Origin of the sequence: Methyloversatilis universalis EHg5, from assembly GCF_000378945.1 — a bacterium.
Classification (GTDB): Bacteria; Pseudomonadota; Gammaproteobacteria; order Burkholderiales; family Rhodocyclaceae; genus Methyloversatilis; species Methyloversatilis universalis_A.
Map to the genome: position 1 here is coordinate 2,940,298 of NZ_KB900539.1, position 21,511 is coordinate 2,961,808.

Here is a 21,511-nt window from a genome sequence, read left to right on the forward strand (position 1 = left end):
CTGCTGGGGTGAGGCAGGGGTTTCGCAGCGCATGCGCTGCGCCTGGCGAACAGACCGGCTGTGCAAAGCCGGTCCCCGTAAGACAAGCCTTGCAGCGCGATGCGCCGCACCTGACCCATGCAGACACGTTGAGCGTGGGGGCATCACGCCAACCAGCGGCCGAGATCGCGCTTCATGTCTTCCACCGACTCCAGACCGATGGCCAGACGGATCAGGCTGTCGCGGATACCCGAGGCGTCGCGCGCTTCCTGAGAAATGCGGCCATGCGTGGTCGTCGCCGGGTGGGTGATGGTGGTCTTGGTGTCGCCAAGGTTGGCAGTGATCGACAGCATGCGGGTGGCGTCGATCAGCTTCCACGCCTCTTCGCGGCCGCCCTTCACCTCGAAAGCCACCACCGCGCCGCCGGTCTTCTGCTGGCGCATCGCGATTTCGTGCTGCGGATGCGACGGCAGGCCGGGGTAGAACACGCGCGCCACCCAGGGCTGCGCCTCCAGCCAGCGCGCCAGTTCCAGCGCGTTGGCCGACTGCGCCTGCATGCGGATGGACAGCGTTTCCAGCCCCTTCAGGATGATCCAGGCGTTGAACGGCGACAGCGTCGGGCCGGCGGTGCGCAGGAAGCGCAGCACCTCGTCCATTTCCGCCTTGCGCCCGCACACCGCGCCGCCGAGCACGCGGCCCTGGCCGTCGAGGTACTTGGTGGCGGAATGAATGACGATGTCGGCCCCCAGCTCGATCGGCTTCTGCAGCGCCGGCGAGCAGAAGCAGTTGTCGACCGCCAGCAGCGCGCCGGCCGCGTGTGCGACCTCAGCCACCGCGGCGATGTCGATCACTTCGGTCAGCGGGTTGGACGGCGTTTCGATGAAGAAAAGTCTCGTGTTCGGCTGCACCGCGGCGCGGTAGGCCTCGATGTTGGTCGCCTCGACCAGCGTGGTGCTGACGCCGAACTTCTCGAAATAGGTCGCGAACAGCTGCTGGGTCGAGCCGAAGATGCCGCGCGACGCGATGATGTGGTCGCCGCTCTTCAGCAGCGCCATCAGCGTCGACAGGATGGCCGACATGCCGGAACTGGTGGCGATGCAGGCCTCGGCACCTTCCAGTGCCGCCAGACGGTCCTGGAACATGGTGACCGTCGGGTTGGTGAAGCGGGCGTACACATTGCCCGGCGCGGCGCCCGAGAAGCGGGCGGCGGCTTCGGCCGCGGTGTTGAACACGAAGCTCGAGGTCAGGAACATCGCCTCGCCGTGTTCGCCGAACTGGCTGCGCTCTATGCCGGCGCGCACGGCGACGGTTTCGGGGTCGTACTGCGCGGGATCGAAGGGCGCGCGTTCAGTGCTGCTCATGATGTGCTCCATCCGGCCTCGCGGCCGGTCATGCGGAAGATCGAAAACAAAGCGCGAGGCGAAAACGGATAGCCCAAAACAAAAAACCCGTTCCGCCTCGGAGGCAAAACGGGTTCCGCAGATACGTTCGTTTCGCCGCTTTAGCCGTATTTGTCCGGGACCGCTCTCTTTCGATGACGGCCCCGCGCGCCCGCAAGCTGGATTCAAATCGGCGCGTAGCCGGACATTAGCGCCCGGCCGCAGCAGACGTCAAGCGCCCGCAGCCATCAGGCGTTCTCTTCCGACGCCACCAGATTCAGGTCGAGCTGGCCGCCGTCGTCGTCACTCTGCTTGGGCGCGCCCTTGCGCTGGTTTTCAACACCGTCGAGATAGGCGGCGGTCACGTCACCGGTGATGTAGCAGCCGTCGAAGCAGGACGTTTCGAACTGGTCGATCGACGGATTGCAGGCGGTGATCGAGGCCTTGAGCATGTCCAGCGTCTGGTAGATCAGCGCGTCGGCGCCGATGGCGGCGCGGATTTCGTCGTCGGTGCGGTTGGACGCGATCAGTTCGTCGCGGGTGGGCATGTCGATGCCGTACACGTTGGCGTAGCGCACCGGGGGTGCGGCCGAGGCGAAATACACCTTGTTCGCGCCGGCTTCGCGCGCCATTGCGACGATTTCCTGGCTGGTGGTGCCGCGCACGATGGAATCATCGACCAGCAGCACGTTCTTGCCCTTGAACTCCTGGGTGATCGCATTGAGCTTCTGGCGCACCGACTTACGACGCACCGCCTGCCCCGGCATGATGAAGGTGCGGCCGATGTAGCGGTTCTTCACGAAACCTTCGCGGTAGGGCACGTCCAGCACACGCGCCAGTTCCATCGCCGACGGGCGGCTGGAATCGGGAATCGGGATCACCGCGTCGATCTGCAGGTCGGCGTGGTCGCGCTGTATCTTCTGCGCGAGGAATTCACCCATCTTGACCCGCGACTCGTAGACCGACACGCCGTCCATCAGCGAATCGGGGCGGGCCAGATACACGTATTCGAACAGACAGGGCGCGTAGTTCGGGCGCTCGGCGCACTGCTGCGACTTGATCGCGCCTTCCGGCGAAATGAGCACCGCTTCGCCCGGCGCGATGTCGCGCAGCAGCTTGAAGCCCAGCGTATCGAGCGCGACGCTTTCCGACGCGACCAGCCACTCGGTGCCGTTGGCGGTTTCGTTGTTGCCGATCACCAGCGGACGGATGCCGAAGGGGTCGCGGAAGGCCAGCAGACCGAAGCCGGCAATCATGGCCACCACCGCGTAGGCACCGCGGCAGCGGCGATGCACGCCGGCCACCGCACGGAAGATGGTTTCGTGGTCGAAGGTCGGCCGCTCGCGCAGCGCCTGCATGATTTCGTGCGCCAGCACATTGAGCAGCACTTCGGAATCGCTGGTGGTGTTGATGTGCCGCAGGTCGGTGCGGAACATGTCCAGCTTCAGCTCTTCAGAATTGGTCAGGTTGCCGTTGTGCGCCAGCATGATGCCGAACGGCGAATTGACATAGAAGGGCTGCGCCTCGGCCGCGTTGTAGGCGGAACCGGCGGTCGGGTAGCGCACATGGGCGATGCCCCAGTTACCCTGCAGATTGCGCATGTTGCGCGTGCGGAAGGCGTCGCGCACCAGGCCCGAGCCCTTGTGCATCAGGAACTTCTGCCCCTGCGCGGTGGCGATGCCCGCCGCGTCCTGGCCGCGGTGCTGGAGCACCAGCAAGCCATCGTACAGAAGCTGGTTGACGGGAGAGGTGGCAACGACGCCGAGTATTCCGCACATGATGGTCAGGCCTTAAAACGAATCTTTTTCGCCACGGATTCCGGCAGCCAGGGCTTGAGCGCGATGGCGGCCGTTTCGAGTGGTGGCGTCAGCGCAGCCGACTTCCACCACGGCTGCTCCGGTGCCGGGGTGTAGGCCGCGCCGACGACGAGGAGCATCAGTATAAGTCCGGCGCGCGCCAGCCCGAACAGCCCGCCGAGCACGCGGTCCGGAATGTCCAGCCCAGTGGCATGGATGAGCGATCGCATGAGCCAGCGCAGCACGCCACACAGCAGCAGCACGACTATGAAGGTAAGGGCGAAACCGGCGACTGCAAGCAGGCCGGGATCGGCGATGGTGCCGGTGAGCAGCCGGGCGGCGTCGCCGCCGAACTGGCGGGCGGCGATGAAGGCGAGCACCCAGGCCGCCAGCGCGATCACTTCGCTCACCAGACCCCGCATCAGCCCGATCGCCGTGGAGAACACCACGATGGCGAGCAGGCCGTAATCCAGAACTGTCATTGACGCGGCGCGACCATGGACCGCATGCCGGCCGCTTCCAGCTTGCGCTGGGCCGCCTCCGCCGCCTGCCGGCTGGAGAAGGGGCCGACCTTGACCCGGGTACGGGTCTGGCCGTCCGCCAGTTTCACTTCTTCGGTGAAACTGGCCAGACCGAGTTCCTTGGCACGGGCACGCAGCTTGGCCACATTGGCCGCATCGCCGAACACCCCGAGCTGCAGCGCGAAACTGCTCTTGCCGTCGAGCACGGCAGCGGCACGCGCAGCTTCGGCTGGCGACACCTCGGGCTTGGCCGCCGGCTTGGGCGGTTCGGGCTTCGGTTCAGGTTTGGGTGCGGGCTTAGGTTCCGGCTTAGGTTCCGGCTTCGGCTCGGGTTTCGGTTCGGGCTTCACTTCGGGTCGGGCCGCGACCTGAGGCGACACGGGCGCCTGGGCGGCCGGCCTGGCCGGCGTCTGCGGTACGGGCTCGGAATCGGGCGGCGGCTGCAGCGTGTCCTCCGATTCGACCGCAGCGCGGGCCGGCGAAGCCAGCGGAGCAGCACCTTCGCGCGGCGGAATGCGCACCGCGATGTCCTGCGCCGGCGGGCGCGGTTCGTGGTCCATCACCACCGGCAGCACGATGGCGGCGGTCAGTGCCAGGGCAACCGCACCCAGCAGGCGGCGACGGGCACGCTTACGGAGATCGGTCTGCAGATCGGAATCGGTGGAAGCCACTTCGGGGGCGTGTCCTGCGGGTGGGATCAGCCCTGAGCGGGCGGAGGCGTTGCGGGGCCCGATACCGGAGGCCGCGGCGACTGCGCGTATTCGCGCATCACTTCGGCCACGGTCAGGAAGGAACCGAACACAATAATTCTATCATCCGCCCCCACCCTCGCCTGCGTGGCCTGCCAGGCCTCGACCGGCGATGCGAAGGTATGCACCGCACCCGGAATGCCCTGTTCGGCAATCATGGCAGCGATGTCAGCCGCCGGCGTACCGCGCGGGCCGCCGAGGTCGCACAGCATCCAGTGGTCGATGCGGCCCTTCAGGCGGTCGAGCACGCCGGCGATGTCCTTGTCGCGCAACATGCCCATGACGGCCCAGGTTTCCGGGAAGAAACCCATGCTGGACAGATTTTCGTTCAGCACCGCGGCAGCATGCGGATTGTGCGCGACGTCGAAAATGACGGCGGGCCGCCCCGGCATGACCTGGAAGCGGCCGGGCAGTTCGACCGTGGCCATACCGAGCCGGATGTCGCCCAGGCTGACCGGCACACGGTCGGCCATCGCGTCGAGCGCGGTGATCACGCTGGACGCGTTCAGCAGCTGGTTGGCGCCACGCAGCGCCGGATAGCCGAGGCCGCCGCGCTTGACCAGACGCTCCGGGTCACGCCGCCAGTAACCCCACTGCTGGCGGTCGCCACCGAAGCCGAAGTCACGGCCGGAAATCTTCAGTACCGCGCCGATCGCCTGCGCGTGGTCGACCACGCTCTGCGGCGGCACCGGGTCGCCGACGATGGCCGGGCGACCGGGACGGAAAATGCCGGCCTTCTCGCGACCGATCAGTTCGCGCGTGTCGCCGAGGTAGTCCATGTGGTCCAGATCGACGCTGGTCACGATGGCGCAGTCGGCATCGAAGGCGTTGACCGCGTCCAGCCGGCCGCCGAGGCCGACCTCCATCACGATCACGTCGAGATTGGCGTGTTCGAACACCTGCCAGGCGCCCAGCGTGCCGAATTCGAAATAGGTCAGCGCGGTGTCACCGCGCGCCGCCTCGACTTCGGCGAAACCGCGGCAGATCGCCTCGTCGCTGGCCGGTTCGCCATTGATGCGGACGCGTTCGTTGTAGGCCAGCAGATGGGGCGAGGTATAGGTACCGACGCGGTAGCCGGCGCAGCGCAGGATGCGCTCCAGCATGGCGCAGGTCGAACCCTTGCCATTGGTGCCACCGACGATGAACAGCGGCACCTTCTGGACGACACCGAGCGCCTGCTTGACGCTGAGCACGCGGTCCAGCCCGAGCTGGATCGCCTTCGGATGCAGACTTTCGAGATGCTGCAGCCACTCGGGCAGAGTTGAATACATGGGCTGGCCGGACAAGCCGAATTCAGTGCGGACGCGGATATTAGGCGAAGCCGGCTCAGCTCGCCAGCGCCGGCATGCGCTGCAGCGCTGCCAGCAGCCCGGCGATGCGCTCCGGCATCTCGCGGCGATCGACGATCATGTCGACCGCACCCTTCTCCAGCAGGAATTCAGCGCGCTGGAATCCTTCCGGCAGCTTTTCGCGCACCGTCTGTTCGATCACGCGCGGGCCGGCGAAGCCGATCAACGCGCCAGGCTCGGCGATCACCACGTCGCCCATGAAGGCGAAGCTGGCGGACACACCGCCCATGGTCGGGTCGGTCAGCACCGAAATGAAGGGCAGGCGGTTCTGCGAAAGCTGGGTCAGCGCGGCCGTGGTCTTGGCCATCTGCATCAGCGAGAACAGGCCTTCCTGCATGCGGGCACCGCCGCTGGCGGCGAAGCAGACGAAGGGCAGGCGCTGCTCCACCGCAAGGCGGACACCGCGCACGAAACGCTCACCGACCACCGAACCCATAGAGCCGCCGAGGAATTCGAATTCGAAGCAGGCGACCACCACCGGCACGGTCTTGATCGCGCCCTGCATGACCACCAGCGCATCGCCCTCGCCGGTGTCGTCAGCCGCCGCATTCAGGCGGTCGGCGTAGCGCTTGCTGTCGCGGAACTTGAGCGGATCGACCGGCATCACTTCGTTGCCGATCTCGAACCGGCCTTCGCGGTCGAGCAGGCCGTCCAGCCGGGCACGGGCGCGCATGCGCGAGTGGTGGCTGCACTTCGGGCACACATTCTGATTGGCCGCCAGATCGGCGGTGTAGAGCACCGCCTCGCAGGACGGGCACTTCGACCACAGGCCTTCCGGCACCGACTTGCGGCCGGCTGCCTCGCTGCGGTTGATCTTCGGCGGAAGGAGTTTCTGCAACCAGCTCATGCGGTGACCTCCTGGCTGTCCATGGCCTGACGGATGCTGCCGACCAGCGCCTTCACGCGCGGAATGACCTGATCGGCCGGGCTGTTCTCGATTTCCTCGATGATGCGGCTGCCGATCACCACGCCGTCGGCCACGGCCGAAAGCGCCTTGGCCGACGCGCCGTCACGAATGCCGAAGCCCACGCCCACCGGCATGCCCACGGCTTCGCGAATGGCCGGAATGCGGCGCGACACTTCGCTCACGTCGAGGTGACCAGCACCGGTCACGCCCTTCAGCGACACGTAGTAGATGTAGCCGCTGCCGATCTCGCCGACTGCACGAATGCGCTTTTCGGTCGAGGTGGGCGCAATCAGGAAAATCACGTCCAGACCGACCGCCCTCACCTTGGCGGCAAAGTCGTGCGACTCTTCCGGCGGGTAATCGACCACCAGCACGCCGTCGGCACCGGCCTTCGACGCGGCGTCGGCAAACGCATCCACGCCCATCGCCTCGATCGGATTGGCATAGCCCATCAGCACCACCGGCGTGCGGGCGTCGGTCTTGCGGAATTCGGCCACCACCTGGATCACGTTGCGCAGCGACACCTTCTTCACCAGCGCACGCTCGGACGAGCGCTGTATGGTCGGGCCGTCGGCCATCGGGTCGGAAAAGGGCACGCCCAGTTCGATGATGTCGACGCCGGACTCGACCAGCGCATGCATGAGCGGAACGGTGACCGACAGATCGGGGTCGCCCGCGGTGATGAAAGGAATCAGCGCCTTGCGGCCGGCCGATTCCAGTGCGGACAGGGTGGAAGCGATTCGGGACATGTATTGAAACCGCCGGCCGGATCGCTTGCGCGTCCCGACCGGCAAAAGGTTGATCGGGAACGCGTCAGAACTGGATGCCGGATTTTTCGGCCACGGTGTGCATGTCCTTGTCGCCACGACCGGACAGGTTCACCAGGATGGCCGCGTCCTTCGGCATATCGGCCGCCAGCTTCATCGCGTAGGCCACCGCGTGCGAGGACTCCAGCGCCGGAATGATGCCTTCGGTACGGCACATGCGATGGAAGGCGGCGAGCGCCTCGTCATCGTTGATGGTGACGTACTCGGCACGGCCGGTGTCCTTCAGCCACGCGTGTTCCGGACCCACACCCGGGTAGTCCAGACCGGCGGACACCGAATGCGTCTCGATGATCTGGCCGTTCTCGTCCTGCAGCAGATAGGTGCGGTTGCCGTGCAGCACGCCCGGACGACCGGCGGTGAGCGAGGCGGAGTGCTGGCCGGTGGCCACGCCGTGACCGCCGGCTTCGACACCGATCAGACGCACGTTCGGGTAGGGAATGTAGGGGTAGAAGATGCCCATGGCGTTGGAGCCGCCACCGACACAGGCCACCACGGCATCCGGCTGACGCTGGATCATTTCCGGCATCTGCCACAGGCATTCCTCGCCGATGATCTTCTGGAAATCGCGCACCATCATCGGGTAGGGATGCGGGCCCGCCACGGTGCCGATGATGTAGAAGGTGTTGGCGACATTGGTCACCCAGTCGCGCATCGCCTCGTTCAGCGCATCCTTCAGCGTCTTCGAGCCGCACTCGACCGGCACCACGGTGGCGCCGAGCAGCTTCATGCGATAGACGTTGGCGGCCTGACGCTTCACGTCTTCGCTGCCCATGTAGACCACGCATTCCATGCCCAGACGTGCGGCAATGGTGGCGGTCGCCACACCGTGCTGACCGGCACCGGTTTCCGCGATCACGCGCGGCTTGCCCATGTGCTTGGCCACCATGGCCTGGCCGATCACGTTGTTGATCTTGTGCGCGCCGGTGTGATTCAGATCTTCGCGCTTCAGGTAGATCTGCGCGCCGCCGCAGTGCTCGGACAGCCGACGGGCGTGATAGACCGGGCTCGGGCGGCCCACGTAGTGCTTCAGTTCGTATGCGTACTCGGCGCGGAAGGCCGGATCGTCCTTCAGCGAGTCGTAGGCTTCGCGCAGTTCGTCCAGCGCCGCGATCAGGGTTTCGGCAACGAACACACCGCCATAAGGACCGAAATGACCCAGAGCGTCCGGATAGTTGTAGGCCGAGGCGGATACCTCAGCCGGCAGATCTTGCTTCCCCATGCTCCACTCCTGATATGAAGGCCGCCACCCGGGCGACGTCCTTGATGCCCTTGCCTGATTCCACGCCACTGCTCACGTCGACCGCCACCGGCCGGATGTTCGCGACCGCGTCGGCCACATTATCCGGGTCGAGGCCGCCGGACAGAATCAGCGGCAGTCCGAGCCCGGCCGGAATCAGCGTCCAGTCGAAGCGCTTGCCGGAACCACCCCAGGCTTCCGACCACGCGTCGAGCAGCAGACCCCGCGCGCCACGATAAAGGCGCGCACATTCTAGCAAATCCGTTTCCGGCCTCACCCGGACCGCTTTGATCCAGGGTCGGCCGAAGCGTTCGCAGTACTCCGGGCTTTCGTCGCCGTGAAACTGCAGCAGGTCGAGATCGGCTTCCCGGGCCGCCTGTTCCACCACTTCGGGCGCCTCGTTGACGAACAGCCCCACCCGGCTGACGAAGGGCGGCACCCGGCGCGCCAGTTCGGCGGCGCGGGCAATGCTCACCGCGCGCGGACTGGGCGGGTAGAGCACGAAGCCGACCGCGTCCACGCCCAGCGCCAGCGCGCCGTCCAGATCGGCTTCACGGGTGAAGCCGCATACCTTGATGCGAGTTCTGCGCACGTCGATTCCTGTATTCAATCCAGCATCGGGCCGACCGGCGGCAGGCGGTGCAGCGCCGCCTGCGGCAGCCCCCAGTGTGCATCGTAGCCGACGCCGACCAGATAGAGGCCGCAGGGCGAAAAGGTGGGCGCGGCCAGACGGCGATCGCGCTGCGCCAGCAGCTCGCCGGTCCAGGCCGGTGGGCGGCGGCCGCAGCCGATATCGACCAGCGCGCCCACGATGTTGCGCACCATGTGGTGCAGAAAGGCATTGGCGCCCAGATCGAAGGCGATCCAGTCACCGCGCCGCCTCACGTCGAGCCGGTGCAGCGTGCGCACCGGGCTTTTCGCCTGGCATTCGGACGAACGGAAGGCGGAAAAATCGTGCTCACCGCACAGCGCCTGCGCCGCCTCGGCCATGAGATCGACGTCCAGCGGCCGGTGAAACCAGCCGGCCAGGGTGGCACCGATGGCCGGGCGCACCGGGCTGTTGAACAGCAGATAGCGATAGCTGCGGCTGTGCGCCGAGAAGCGGGCATTGAACGCGTCGCTCACCGGCTGCGCCCAGCGCACCGCGACCGAGGGCGGCAGCAGCGCGTTGCAGCCGCGCACCCAGGCGCTGTCCGGCCGGACCGCCTCGGTGTCGAAATGCACCACCTGCACGGTGGCGTGCACGCCGGTATCGGTGCGACCGGAGGCCTGTACCCGCACCGGGTGGGCGGCGATGGCGGACAAGGCGGCTTCGAGCGCGTCCTGCACGGTCGGGCCGACCGGCTGCGACTGCCAGCCGCGGAAGGCGGATCCGTCGTACTCGACGCCCAGCGCGATGCGGCTCACGCGAAACTCCAGACCGCCAGTGCGCCGGCGCCGGCCGCCAGCGCCAGCAGATCGGCCCGGCCCAGCGCCGGACAGACATCAACCGTGATCGTGTCGTCGGCCTTCCCGTCCGACGCGAGCCAGTCGCGCCAGTCGGCGAAAGCCGGCGTATGTTCGAGGTCGCGCAACACCAGCAGCAGGCGCAATGCGAGGCTGCCGGGACCGGGCGGCGCGGCGTCGGACGGATGCAGCAGGCGATGCAGCGCCCCTGCCAGCGCACGCAGAGGCAGCAGGCGGAACAGCAGCGCCACGCAGGCGGCCATCGCGGCCAGCCGGATAGCCGCATGCAGGGCGGCAATCAAGCCCTCGACCGTAGGCCCGGCAAGCAGATCCGGAACAAGCAGGCGCCCGGGCGTGCCGAAGGCGAAGGTGATCAGCACCGCGCCGAACAGCCAGCGCAGCCGCCGCAACAGACGCCACAGGTGGGCCGGCGCCGCCAGCAGCGCTCCGCCCAGACTGAGTGCCAGCCACACGTCATCGCGCCAGGCGGTAACGCCCTGCCCGGCCAGCAGCCACATCAGCCACAGCGCGAGCAGCGTCGCGCCATGCATGGACGGGCGACGGGAGATCACGGGCGGATCGACGGCAAACGGGGAAGGCATGGCTGGAGCGGCGCGCAGGGATGAGGCGGGTGGGCGAGCATACCGCGCAATCGACGTCCGGGCGTTCTGCGCATACGATGTGCGGCCAGCCGCCACGCGACAGGCTGAATCGCCATGAAAAAAGCCGGCACCAGGCCGGCTTCCCGAAGGACGGGCCGTATGGCCCGTCCGCACGCGTCACACAGGATCAACCGAGACGGGACAGCATGTCAGTGGCCTGGCTCTGCTGTTCCGGCGTACCTTCACGCACCACTTCCTGCAGCAGTTCGCGCGCACCTTCCTTGTCGCCCATTTCCTCGTAAGCACGTGCCAGTTCCAGCTTGGTTTCGGCTTCCTCGGCGGCGGACTGCGGCGGCTCTTCACCCCCCAGCATGTCTTCCGGATTGATGACGGTGGACACCGCAGACGGCGGCATGTCCTCCTCCGCTGCCGGCAACGCCTCTTCCAGCGCCTTCGCCACATCGCCAACCACGTCGGTTTCCAGCGTCGAAGGATCCGACCCCAGATCGAGATTGATGTCCGACAGGTCGATCACCGGCTCCGCCTGGGCGACCGGCGCTGCCGGTGCATCAGATGCGTCGAAGTTGAAGTCGATCAGATTGCCGATGTCGGTGCGTTCGAGGTCCACCACCGCTGCCGGATCGACCGCCTCGCCCTCGGCCGGCAGCGACAGATCGAGATCGAAAGCCGGCGCCCCTTCCTGACTCAGTGCCTCGGCGGCATCGGCCACATTGCGCTCGAGCACCAGCGTGCTCACGTCGGCCGGCTCTTCAGGCTTGGTGAAATCGAGGCCCAGATCGAAATCGAGAGACGATTCGCCCTCCGACTCTTCGCCCGGCTTGGTCAGCGTCGTGGCCACTCCCACGACAGGCGCGACCGGCACATCGTCGGCCGGCGGCACATCGAGATCGAAATCGAGGCCGATGTCAGCAGACGGTGCCGGTGCTTCTTCCTCCAGCTGCGGCACCTGATGCGGATCGAGCGTGACCGTGCTCTGGTTGTCGTCGGCCACATCGCCTGACACCAGCTGACCGATGTCGCCGGGCAGCGTCCAGGTATCGCGCAGCTTGTCGGCGCCGCTGACCACCACCGTGGCCGCCATCGCCGCCTGCACGTCCGGTTCCGGTTCGGGCTCGGGTGCACCACCGCCGTACAGCGGATTGCCCGGATCGACCGACCGACCCAGCTGGGCAGCCTTTTCCCAGTCCGCCCCCTTGCCGCCGGTCTGCGCATACAGCTCGGTCGCCAGGGTTTCGAACTGCTTCACCGATTTGCGCTGGGCATAGATTTCCAGCAGCTTCAGGTGGATGGCATGACGGCTGGGTTCGCTCTTGAGCGCTTCGAGCAGGATTTCCTCAGCCTGCGCATCGCGGCCATATGCCATGTAGACATCGGCTTCCGCCACCGGATCGACCCCTTCGTCGGCGTCGATGGAAGACAGCGAGGACTGGCTGAAATCGGTCTGGATGGAGCTGGCGCTGGTGTCCACGCTCTGGCCACCGCCGGTGGCACCAATGACCGAAGTCGATGCGGCAACCGGTTCCATGCCGGCCGTGGTCGAGGGCGGCGCCAGATCGGCCACCGGTTCGCTCGCCTTGCGGCGGCGCCAGCCGAAATAGCCGAGCAGCAGTGCGAGCACGGCACCCAGACCGCCCAGCGTGGCCGGATCGGACAGCATGCCGGGCTCTTCCACGGCGGCCTCCGGTTCGACATCCGGTGCCGGCGCGGGCGCCGGCTTGGGCGGTTCGACCGGAACCGGTTTCGGCGCTTCGGCCGCAGGCGTTTCTGCCGGCTTCTTTTCGTCGGCCAGCGCAATCAGGTCGGGCACCGGTTTGTCGGCCGGCTTGCCTGCCGCCTTTTCCACCGGCTTTTCCGCCGCTGCGATCAGATCGGGCACCGGTTTGTCCTCAGCCTTAGGCGCAGGTGCAGGAGCCGGAGCCGGTTTGGCTGCGGGCTGCGGCGCGGCAGCAGGGGCCGGCGCCGGTGCAGCCGCCTTCTGCGCATCGGCCATCGGCGTGTTCTTCAGCTCGACCAGCTTCTGCAGATCGCGCACATTGCGTTCGAGCTCGGCCAGCCGGCTGTTCGCGTCCTTCAGCGCACGGTCCTTGGCAACGACCTCTTCTTCCAGCGCATTGATCTTGCCGCCGTCTGCGGAAGCAGACTTGGACACGCGCACCTGATCGGCCGCGGGCGCGGCAGCAGGCGCCTTGTCCTCGACCCGTGCCGCAATCTTGCCGCCAGAGCTGCGGCCGGTCGATTCGGCCGCGACCGGCTGGCTGGCGACGCTGCCCGCAAGGCGGGAACGATAGGCCGCGAAATCGGCGGTCTGGGCCGACACGATCTGGCGCGCCTCCTGCGGCGACACCGATTCCGCGGTGGCCTGATCAGGAATGGTCAGGATGCGGCCGGCACGCAGGCGGTTCATGTTGCCGCCGTCGAACGCTTCCGGATTGGCGCGCACCAGTGCAACCAGCATCTGGTCAAGGCTGACGCCGGACGGCGCGGTTTCGGTGGCGATGCGGCGCAGCGTTTCGCCGCGCTGAACTTCGCGAGTGCTGCCGCCGGCCGGTGCAGCTTCACGTGCAGCCGGTGCAGGCACGGTACGTGTCGCCGCAGGGCGACTGCTGTCGCCACCGGGCACCGCCACCGGTTCGACCGGTGCCGGACGCGGCATGTCGGCCGGATCAAGCAGGAAGGTGTATTCACGTACGAGCCGGCCGGAGGACCAGTTCAGCTCGATCAGCATGTCGAGATAGGGCTCGCTGACCGCACGGTCGCTGGTCACCACAAGCACCGGACGGCCACGCCGCTTGTCGACCGAGATGCGTACGCCGGCCAGACTGGACGCGAATTCAACGCCGGCCTGCTTGAATGAGGCGGCGGACGCGAGCTTGGCCGACATCGACGCAAGTTCTTCGGCACTGGCCGACAGTTCGACTTCGGCCCGCAGCGGCTGGCCAATGGCGGACTGCACGGTGAGCTTGCCGAGACCGGCAGCGCCTACGGTGAGCGGGAGTGCCGACAGCAGCGCAGTCAGCAGGCGGATCGAATGTTTTTTATCGCTATGACGCACCGCGTTTTCCTCGCGCGCTAAAACCCAATTCTCAAAATAACATCATGGTCTTAGCCCTGCAAGCTCAGTCGTCGCTTTATGTTGCGAAACTGTCTGTTACGACACGCTGCTCGCGGTAAAGCAGCGTGTCGGGTGCTGGATCAGGCTTCGACCAGGATACGCAGCATGCGGCGAAGCGGCTCGGCCGCCCCCCACAGCAGTTGGTCGCCGCAGGTGAAGGCTCCGAGGTAGTCCGGCCCCATGTTGAGCTTGCGTACGCGACCGACCGGAATGGTCAGCGAACCGCTGACCGCCGCCGGCGTCAGGTCGCGCATGCTGTCTTCGCGATGGTTGGGCACGAACTTCACCCAGGCGTTGGCTTCGCGGATCATGCTTTCGATCTCGTCCAACGGCACGTCGCGCTTCAACTTGATGGTGAGCGCCTGCGAATGACAGCGCATCGCGCCGATCCGCACGCAGATGCCGTCGATCGGCGTGATGTCGGCGCCGCTGCGGCCCAGGATCTTGTTGGTTTCGACCAGCCCCTTCCACTCTTCCTTGCTCTGGCCGCTCTCCAGTTCTTTGTCGATGTAGGGGATGAGCGAGCCGGCCAGCGGCGCACCGAAGCTCTTCTTCGGGAAATCGGCGCTGCGCAGGCTGTCGGTGACCGCGCGGTCGATGTCCAGGATGGCCGAGGCGCTGTCGCGCAGGCCGGACGCGGCCACGCTGTGCAGCGTGCCCATCTGGCTCAGCAGTTCGCGCATGTTCTGCGCGCCGGCGCCGGAGGCAGCCTGGTAGGTCATGGCGCTCATCCACTCGACCAGACCGGCCGAGAACAGCGCGCCCACGCCCATCAGCATCAGGCTGACCGTGCAGTTGCCGCCGATGTAGTCCTTCACGCCGCGCGCCAGACCGTCCTTGATCACGCCCATGTTGACCGGGTCGAGGATGATGATGGCGTCGTCCTTCATGCGCAGCGCGGAGGCGGCGTCGATCCAGTAGCCCTTCCAGCCGGCGGCGCGCAGCTTCGGATACACCTCGTTGGTGTAGTCGCCGCCCTGGCAGGTGATGATGGCGTCCATCTTCGCGAGCGATGCGACGTCGGTCGCGTCCAGCAGCGGCGCGCTGCCCTGGCCCACGTCCGGGCCGGCGGCACCGACGCTGGAGGTGGTGAAGAACACCGGCTCCACCAGTGCGAAATCGTTTTCCTCGCGCATGCGCTGCATGAGCACAGAGCCCACCATGCCGCGCCAACCCACCATACCGAGCTTCAACATGTCCGTTTCCTCGTCCGTCTCTTACAGGGCCGCCAGTACGGCGTCGCCCATCTGCTTCGTACCGACCCGGGTCGTGCCCGGCTCGAAGATGTCACCGGTGCGGTAGCCCTGGGCCAGCACCTTGCGCACCGCGTTCTCGATGCGCACCGCGGCGGCTTCGTTGCCGAAGCTGTAGCGCAGCATCATCGCCGCCGACAGGATGGTCGCCAGCGGATTGGCCACGCCCTGGCCGGCGATGTCGGGTGCCGAGCCGTGGCTGGGTTCGTACAGACCCTTGTTGTTCGCGTCCAGCGAAGCCGACGGCAGCATGCCGATCGAGCCGGTGAGCATCGATGCTTCATCGGACAGGATGTCGCCGAACATGTTTCCGGTCACCACCACGTCGAACTGCTTGGGTGCCTTCACCAGCTGCATCGCCGCGTTGTCGACCAGCATGTGGCTCAGTTCGACATCCGGGTAGTCCTTGGACAGGTCGATCATGACCTCGCGCCACAGCTGGGTGCACTCCAGCACGTTCATCTTGTCGACCGAGCACAGCTTCTTGCCGCGCTTGCGGGCGGCCTCGAAGGCGACCCGGCCGATGCGGCGGATCTCTTCCTCGGCGTAGATCATGGTGTTCCAGCCCACGCGCTGTTCGCCCCACTGCGTGTCGCGCACCTCGATGCCACGCGGCTGGCCGAAGTAGATGTCGCCGGTCAGTTCACGCACGATCAGGATGTCCAGGCCGGACACGATTTCCGGCTTCAGCGACGAGGCGTTGGCCAGTTCCGGATACAGGATGGCCGGGCGCAGATTGGCGAACACGCCCAGTTCCGAGCGGATGCGCAGCAAGCCGCGCTCCGGGCGCTGTTCGCGCGGCAGGGTGTCCCACTTCGGGCCGCCTACTGCACCGAGCAGGATGGCGTCGGCTTCGCGCGCCAGCTTGGAGGTCGCTTCCGGGTAGGGGTCACCGGTGGCATCGACCGCGCAGCCGCCGAGCAGCGCGTGCTCGAATTCGATCTTCAGGCCGTCGGTACGCAGCGCTTCCAGCACGCGCAGTGCTTCGGCGGTGATTTCGGGTCCGATGCCGTCGCCGGCGAGAACACAGACTTTCACGGATTGCTCCAGTAGAGGGTCAGGCAAAGAGCCAGGGCTGTTCGATGCGGCGACGCGCTTCGAATTCGCGGATCTTGTCGGCCTGGCGCAGGGTCAGGCCGATGTCGTCGAAACCGTTGATCAGACAGTACTTGCGGAAGGCATCGACATCGAACCCGATGGCGTGGCCGTCCGGGCGCACCACCACCTGCCGGTCCAGATCGATGTGCAGGCGGTAGCCCGGCGTGCCGGCGCACTGCAGGAACAGCTGCTCGACTTCCTTCTCCGGCAGGCGGATCGGCAGCAGGCCGTTCTTGAAACAGTTGCTGTAGAAGATGTCGGCGAAGGTGGTACCGATGATGGCGCGGAAACCGTAGTCCTCGATCGCCCACGGCGCGTGTTCGCGCGACGAACCGCAGCCGAAGTTCTCGCGCACCAGCAGCACGCTGGCGCCCTGGAAACGCGGCTGGTTCAGCACGAAGTCCGGGTTCTGCGGGCGCTTCGAGTGATCCTGACCCGGCTCGCCGACGTCGAGATAGCGCCACTCGTCGAACAGGGTCGGGCCGAAGCCCGAGCGCTTGATCGACTTCAGGTACTGCTTCGGAATGATGGCGTCGGTATCGACGTTGGCGCGATCCAGCGGTGCGACCAGGCCGTCGAGCGTGGTGAATGCTTTCATGAGAGACCCTTATGTCGCCGCTTACTTCGCGGATTTCTCGATGGCTTCGCCACCCTTCTTGATGTCCTTGCCCAGGCCCTCGACCGTATTGCAACCGGCCAGCATCAGGGTCATCGCGCTCATGATCACGGCAATCAGCTTCATGCTCTGCTCTTCCTCAAACGGAATGTCGGTGGCTTACCGACTCAGACGATTTCACGCACATCGGCGAAACGGCCGGCGATCGCCGCCGCCGCTGCCATCTGCGGACTGACCAGATGGGTGCGTCCGCCCGCACCCTGGCGACCTTCGAAGTTGCGGTTCGAGGTCGAGGCGCAACGCTCGCCCGGCTCCAGCCGGTCGGCGTTCATCGCCAGACACATCGAACAGCCCGGCTCGCGCCATTCGAAACCGGCCGCCTTGAACACCTTGTCCAGACCTTCGGCCTCGGCCTGCGCCTTGACCAGACCGGAACCCGGCACCACCAGCGCCAGCTTCACGTTGTCGGCCACGCGACGGCCTTCGACCACGCGGGCGGCGGCACGCAGATCCTCGATGCGCGAATTGGTACAGGAGCCGATGAACACCTTGTCGATGCGGATCTGGTCGATCGGCGTGCGCGGGGTGAGCCCCATGTACTGCAGCGCACGGGCCACGCCCTCGCGCTTGACCGGATCGGCGAAATCTTCCGGCGCAGGCACCTGGCCGCGCACGTCGGTCACCATTTCCGGCGAAGTACCCCAGGTCACCTGCGGCAGGATGCGGCGGGCGTCGATGTCGACCACGCGGTCGAACTGCGCGCCCTCGTCCGACTTCAGCGTTCGCCAGTACTCGACCGCGCGGTCCCACTGGTCGGCGCGCGGCGAGAAGGGGCGGCCGCGCAGGTATTCGATCGTGGTGTTGTCGACCGCCACCATGCCGGCGCGGGCACCGCCCTCGATCGCCATATTGCACAGGGTCATGCGGCCTTCCATCGACAGGCCGCGGATGGCCGAACCACCGAATTCGATCGCATAGCCTGTGCCGCCGGCAGTGCCGATGACGCCGATGAAGTAGAGCGCGATGTCCTTGGCGCTGACGCCCTTGCCCAGTTCGCCCTCGACGCGGATGAGCATGGACTTCGACTTCTTCTGCAGCAGGCACTGGGTCGCCATCACGTGCTCGACCTCGGAGGTGCCGATGCCGTGCGCCAGACAGCCGAAGGCGCCGTGGGTCGAGGTGTGCGAGTCGCCGCAGACGACAGTCATGCCGGGCAGCGTGGCGCCGTTTTCCGGGCCGATCACATGCACGATGCCCTGACGCTTGTCGCGGAACGGGAAATAGGCCAGTGCGCCGAAGGCACGGATGTTGGCATCCAGGGTTTCGACCTGGGCACGCGAGGTCGGGTCAGCAATGCCCTGTTCCGCGCGGTCGGTCGGCACGTTGTGGTCGGCCGTGGCGACGATGGAGTCCACGCGCCAGGGCGTGCGGTTGGCCATGCGCAGGCCTTCGAAGGCCTGCGGGCTGGTCACTTCATGTACCAGGTGGCGGTCGATGTAGAGCAGTGCGGTACCGTCTTCTTCGGTATGCACCACGTGACTTGACCACAGCTTGTCGTAAAGCGTCTGCGCCATTGCAACGATTCCGGCTGATCAGCGAAACCGGGGATTATAACCTTGCGGCGCAGCATCCGGCCGCCCTGCTCAGCCGGCGCGGACCACCTCGTCCGGGTGCCACAGCCGCGCCAGCAGCACACAGCCGGCCAGCGCAAACACCGAACTGAGCGCGAACGCCCAGCCACCGCCGAACGGTGCCCACAGCCAGCCGCTGATCAGCCCGCCCACCATGCCGCCGGCGCCGAAGGACACGCTGCCGTACAGCGCCTGCGCCCGACCCTGCTGACGGGCATCGAACCACTGGTTCAGCGCCGCCACCGAACTGGCGTGGAAGGCGCCGAAGGTGAGGCCGTGCAGCAGCTGAGCGGCCAGCAGCCAGGGCAGCGAGCCGACCATGAAACCGATCACCGCGAAGCGCAGCACCGCGGCACACAGCGCGGCCAGCAGCATGGTGCGCAGCGAGAAGCGCCGCATCAGCGAAGGCATCCACAGGAAAACCGCGATCTCGGCCAGCACGCCCAGCGTCCATAAGGCGCCGATCAGGCTCTTGCTGTAGCCGTGCTCGTCCAGATGGATGGAATAGAAGACATAGAGCGCGCCGTGCGCACAGCTCATGAAAAAGGCCGCGCCGAACAGCCCGGCCACCGGCCGCCGGCGCAGGATGTCGCGCAGGCCTTCGGTGGCGCGCGGCCGGTCGGCGTGCTCCGGCGCCTCCGGCAGACTGAAGGCGAACAGGCAGATGCCGCCCAGGATCAGGCTGCACGCCCACAGCACCGCGCGCAGACCGGTGCGGTCCAGCATTTCGCCGAGCAGCAGCACGGTGATGACGAAGCCGATCGAACCCCAGACGCGGATCGCGCCGTAGCGGGCCACCTTCGATTTCAGATGTTCCAGCGTCAGTGCCTCGACCAGCGGCAGCGAGGCGCTCCAGAAGAAAGACATGAGCGCCATCGCGATGAACACGCCGACGAACTGTTCGGTGCTGAAGAAGATGAGGAAACCGGCCAGGCTGGCCATGCCCGCGCCACGGATGATGGGCGTGCGGGCGCCGATCCGGTCTGCCAACCAGCCCCACAGGCTGGGCGCCAGAATGCGCATCACCTGCATCAGCGACATGACGATGGCGATGTCGGCCGCGGAGAAGCCGATCGACGACAGGTAGAGCCCGAAGTACGGAGAAAATGCGCCGACGAAGGCGAAATAGAAAAGGTAGTAGGCGGACAGTCGCCAGTAGGGGAGCGGCATCGGCGGCAGTGTACCGCAGCACCGGGCCTCGGCGCCCTGCACCGGCCCGGTCACTGAACTTACTGCATGCCTCGACGCAGCTGTACCACGCCCTCGCCGACGCGCTGCGCGATCAGGTCGGACTGTATGCCTTCGCTGTAGCTCACGATGTCGTAGCCGGCAAAGCCGCCGGCGCGCGCCAGCTGTTCGGCGCGGCGCCGGAACACCATGCGCGCCTCGCCCTCGCCGCCGGCGCGGGTGCGCATCTTCTTCATGCCGAGGAAGTAGGTGTCGTCGGACAGTTTAGCTTCCTCGATCTCCCAGTTCGGCGCCATCGGGTCCAGCACCAGATAGGCGATGTAGGCGGCGCCGGCGAAGTAGATGAGCTTTTCCGGCGTCGTGGTGTAGCCGGGCGTCAGCCGCAGCTGGGTGTTCGGAATGAAGCTGGAGGTGCTGCTGGGCAGCGAACGGTCCAGCGTCGAACAGCCCGCCGCTGCGAAAGTCAGCATGCAGGCAGCGATCAGTGGCGCTTTCATGCTCAGGCCCCGATGTAGTTGAACAGCGACAGGCCGGACACTTTCATGAAGGACTGCTGGGCGGCCTGGAAGTAGGACAGGTTCTGCGTGAGCTTGCTGATCGCTTCGGTGTAATTCAGGTCGCGCAGATTCGACAGCGATGTTTCGAACTGCAGATTCACGTCCTCGCCCAGCGAGTCGAGTGCCGACACTTCGGTGGTGCGCGAGCCGATGCGCGCGCGCGCGGTGAGCAGGTTGTCGGTCGACTGATCGATGTTGGACATGGCCGAGCCGATGGCATTGCTCACCTTGGCCAGCGCATTGGCGTCTCCGGACGCCGGCTGTTCCAGCGCCAGAATGACGTCGCCTATCGTGTCGAACACGCTCTGTGCGCTGCTGATGTTCATCGACACCCGGTCACCGTTGGCCGGCGCACCGGTCATCGAGAAGCGGGCACCGAAATCGAACGGCGGCTCCGATCCGCCATTGGATCGCAGCGTGATGGTGTCACCCTTCTGGAACACGCGCGGCAGCGGTGCGCCGCCGGGTGCTGCACCGGTGAGCAGCGAATTGCCGCTGCTGTTGTCGATGATGTCGTAGGTGGTCACGCCGCCTGACACCGCGAACACGATGTCGAAATCGCCCGGGTTGTTCGGGTCGCTCCACTTGCTCATGTCGCTCACACCACCGCTGTCCAGCACGGCGGTGCCACGGTTGGCCGGGTCCGGGGTCAGCGAGAAATTGCCGTTGCCGGAGGGCACCCGCATGAACACGCTGCTGCCCGAATCACTGATCGGCAGCCGGCGGTTGCTGGCCACCTGCGCCTCGCGCTGGCCGTCGTCGCCGGCATAGCTCACGCCCGCCTCGACGCTGCCCGAGAACGGCTGCGTGGTGCTCTTGTAGCCGCTGAACAGGTAGTCGCCGAAGGCATCGCGCGAATTCGCGATGCCCATCATTTCCGAAAACATGGCGCGGATGTCGATAGCGATCGCCTTGCGATCGGAATCGGCCAGACCGGCACTGCGCGCCTGCACCAGCCGCTCCCGTATCGTGCCCAGCAGCTCGCCTGCGGTCGCCAGCTGCGACTCGGCGAAACCGAGCGCGCTGGTAGCGTCGCGCCGGTTCAGCGCGTACTGGTCGTTCATCGACTTGGACTGGTCGATCTCGAGCGCACGGGCTGAAGCCACCGGATCGTCCGACGGAGCCAGCACGCGACGACCGGTAGACAGCTGCTGCTGCAGCCTGAACAGATCCGTGCTCTGACGCAGCAGCCCGGAGGTGCCGCTCTCGTAAAGGGTATTGGTCGAAATGCGCATCACGCTTC

At 66.4% G+C, this 21,511-nt stretch carries 20 protein-coding genes; all 20 read right to left on the reverse strand.

Annotated elements, in window-relative coordinates; translation table 11 throughout:
* Positions 1-143: 143 nt before the first annotated feature.
* Positions 144-1,352: an O-succinylhomoserine sulfhydrylase gene (locus tag METUNV2_RS0113485; RefSeq protein WP_018229995.1), complete on the reverse strand. Its 1,209-nt coding sequence runs from the start codon at positions 1,350-1,352 to the stop codon at positions 144-146.
* A gap of 254 nt (positions 1,353-1,606) precedes the next feature.
* Positions 1,607-3,136 (reverse strand): amidophosphoribosyltransferase, encoded by a 1,530-nt coding sequence (gene purF, locus METUNV2_RS0113490; protein WP_018229996.1) that lies wholly within the window; start codon positions 3,134-3,136, stop codon positions 1,607-1,609.
* 5 nt (positions 3,137-3,141) lie between these two features.
* Positions 3,142-3,636: a CvpA family protein gene (locus METUNV2_RS0113495; protein ID WP_018229997.1), complete on the reverse strand. Its 495-nt coding sequence runs from the start codon at positions 3,634-3,636 to the stop codon at positions 3,142-3,144.
* Positions 3,633-4,346, reverse strand: a complete 714-nt coding sequence (locus METUNV2_RS0113500; RefSeq protein ID WP_018229998.1) for an SPOR domain-containing protein — start codon at positions 4,344-4,346, stop codon at positions 3,633-3,635. Before METUNV2_RS0113500 ends, METUNV2_RS0113495 begins: the two co-directional genes overlap by 4 nt.
* Positions 4,347-4,372: 26 nt before the next feature.
* Positions 4,373-5,695 carry a bifunctional tetrahydrofolate synthase/dihydrofolate synthase gene (folC, locus tag METUNV2_RS0113505; protein WP_018229999.1) on the reverse strand — a complete coding sequence of 441 codons (1,323 nt, stop codon included), beginning with the start codon at positions 5,693-5,695 and terminating at the stop codon, positions 4,373-4,375.
* Between the two features lie 55 nt (positions 5,696-5,750).
* Positions 5,751-6,620, reverse strand: coding sequence for an acetyl-CoA carboxylase, carboxyltransferase subunit beta (accD, locus tag METUNV2_RS0113510; RefSeq protein ID WP_018230000.1), 870 nt, complete (start codon positions 6,618-6,620; stop codon positions 5,751-5,753).
* Positions 6,617-7,429, reverse strand: a complete 813-nt coding sequence (gene trpA / locus METUNV2_RS0113515; RefSeq protein ID WP_018230001.1) for a tryptophan synthase subunit alpha — start codon at positions 7,427-7,429, stop codon at positions 6,617-6,619. The genes accD and trpA overlap by 4 nt, the downstream gene beginning before the upstream one ends.
* 64 nt (positions 7,430-7,493) lie before the next feature.
* Positions 7,494-8,726, reverse strand: coding sequence for a tryptophan synthase subunit beta (trpB, locus tag METUNV2_RS0113520; RefSeq protein ID WP_018230002.1), 1,233 nt, complete (start codon positions 8,724-8,726; stop codon positions 7,494-7,496).
* Complete coding sequence (locus METUNV2_RS0113525) at positions 8,701-9,336, reverse strand: phosphoribosylanthranilate isomerase (RefSeq protein ID WP_018230003.1); 636 nt, start codon at positions 9,334-9,336, stop codon at positions 8,701-8,703. The genes trpB and METUNV2_RS0113525 overlap by 26 nt, the downstream gene beginning before the upstream one ends.
* 14 nt (positions 9,337-9,350) lie before the next feature.
* Positions 9,351-10,151, reverse strand: coding sequence for a tRNA pseudouridine(38-40) synthase TruA (gene truA, locus METUNV2_RS0113530; protein ID WP_018230004.1), 801 nt, complete (start codon positions 10,149-10,151; stop codon positions 9,351-9,353).
* Positions 10,148-10,762, reverse strand: a complete 615-nt coding sequence (locus METUNV2_RS0113535; protein ID WP_232415677.1) for a CbiQ family ECF transporter T component — start codon at positions 10,760-10,762, stop codon at positions 10,148-10,150. The genes truA and METUNV2_RS0113535 overlap by 4 nt, the downstream gene beginning before the upstream one ends.
* 217 nt (positions 10,763-10,979) lie before the next feature.
* Positions 10,980-13,865 carry a FimV/HubP family polar landmark protein gene (locus tag METUNV2_RS0113540; protein WP_018230006.1) on the reverse strand — a complete coding sequence of 962 codons (2,886 nt, stop codon included), beginning with the start codon at positions 13,863-13,865 and terminating at the stop codon, positions 10,980-10,982.
* A 140-nt stretch (positions 13,866-14,005) separates the two neighbouring features.
* The gene (asd, locus tag METUNV2_RS0113545) at positions 14,006-15,121 is read right to left on the reverse strand and encodes an aspartate-semialdehyde dehydrogenase (RefSeq protein ID WP_018230007.1); all 1,116 of its coding nucleotides are present in this window, start codon (positions 15,119-15,121) and stop codon (positions 14,006-14,008) included.
* A gap of 21 nt (positions 15,122-15,142) precedes the next feature.
* Entirely contained in the window at positions 15,143-16,216 is a 1,074-nt protein-coding gene (gene leuB / locus METUNV2_RS0113550; protein WP_018230008.1) for a 3-isopropylmalate dehydrogenase, read from the reverse strand.
* A gap of 19 nt (positions 16,217-16,235) precedes the next feature.
* A complete protein-coding gene (gene leuD, locus METUNV2_RS0113555) occupies positions 16,236-16,874 on the reverse strand; it encodes a 3-isopropylmalate dehydratase small subunit (RefSeq protein WP_018230009.1) in 639 nt (212 codons plus the stop codon).
* A gap of 21 nt (positions 16,875-16,895) precedes the next feature.
* Entirely contained in the window at positions 16,896-17,018 is a 123-nt protein-coding gene (locus tag METUNV2_RS0113560; RefSeq protein ID WP_018230010.1) for an entericidin A/B family lipoprotein, read from the reverse strand.
* 41 nt (positions 17,019-17,059) lie between these two features.
* A complete protein-coding gene (gene leuC / locus METUNV2_RS0113565; RefSeq protein WP_018230011.1) occupies positions 17,060-18,466 on the reverse strand; it encodes a 3-isopropylmalate dehydratase large subunit in 1,407 nt (468 codons plus the stop codon).
* Positions 18,467-18,535: 69 nt separating this feature from the next.
* On the reverse strand, positions 18,536-19,693 hold the full coding sequence (locus tag METUNV2_RS0113570) for an MFS transporter (RefSeq protein WP_026188156.1): 1,158 nt from the start codon (positions 19,691-19,693) through the stop codon (positions 18,536-18,538).
* Between the two features lie 59 nt (positions 19,694-19,752).
* Positions 19,753-20,208: a hypothetical protein gene (locus METUNV2_RS0113575; protein WP_018230013.1), complete on the reverse strand. Its 456-nt coding sequence runs from the start codon at positions 20,206-20,208 to the stop codon at positions 19,753-19,755.
* A gap of 2 nt (positions 20,209-20,210) precedes the next feature.
* A complete protein-coding gene (gene flgL / locus METUNV2_RS0113580) occupies positions 20,211-21,503 on the reverse strand; it encodes a flagellar hook-associated protein FlgL (protein WP_018230014.1) in 1,293 nt (430 codons plus the stop codon).
* Positions 21,504-21,511 lie beyond the last annotated feature (8 nt).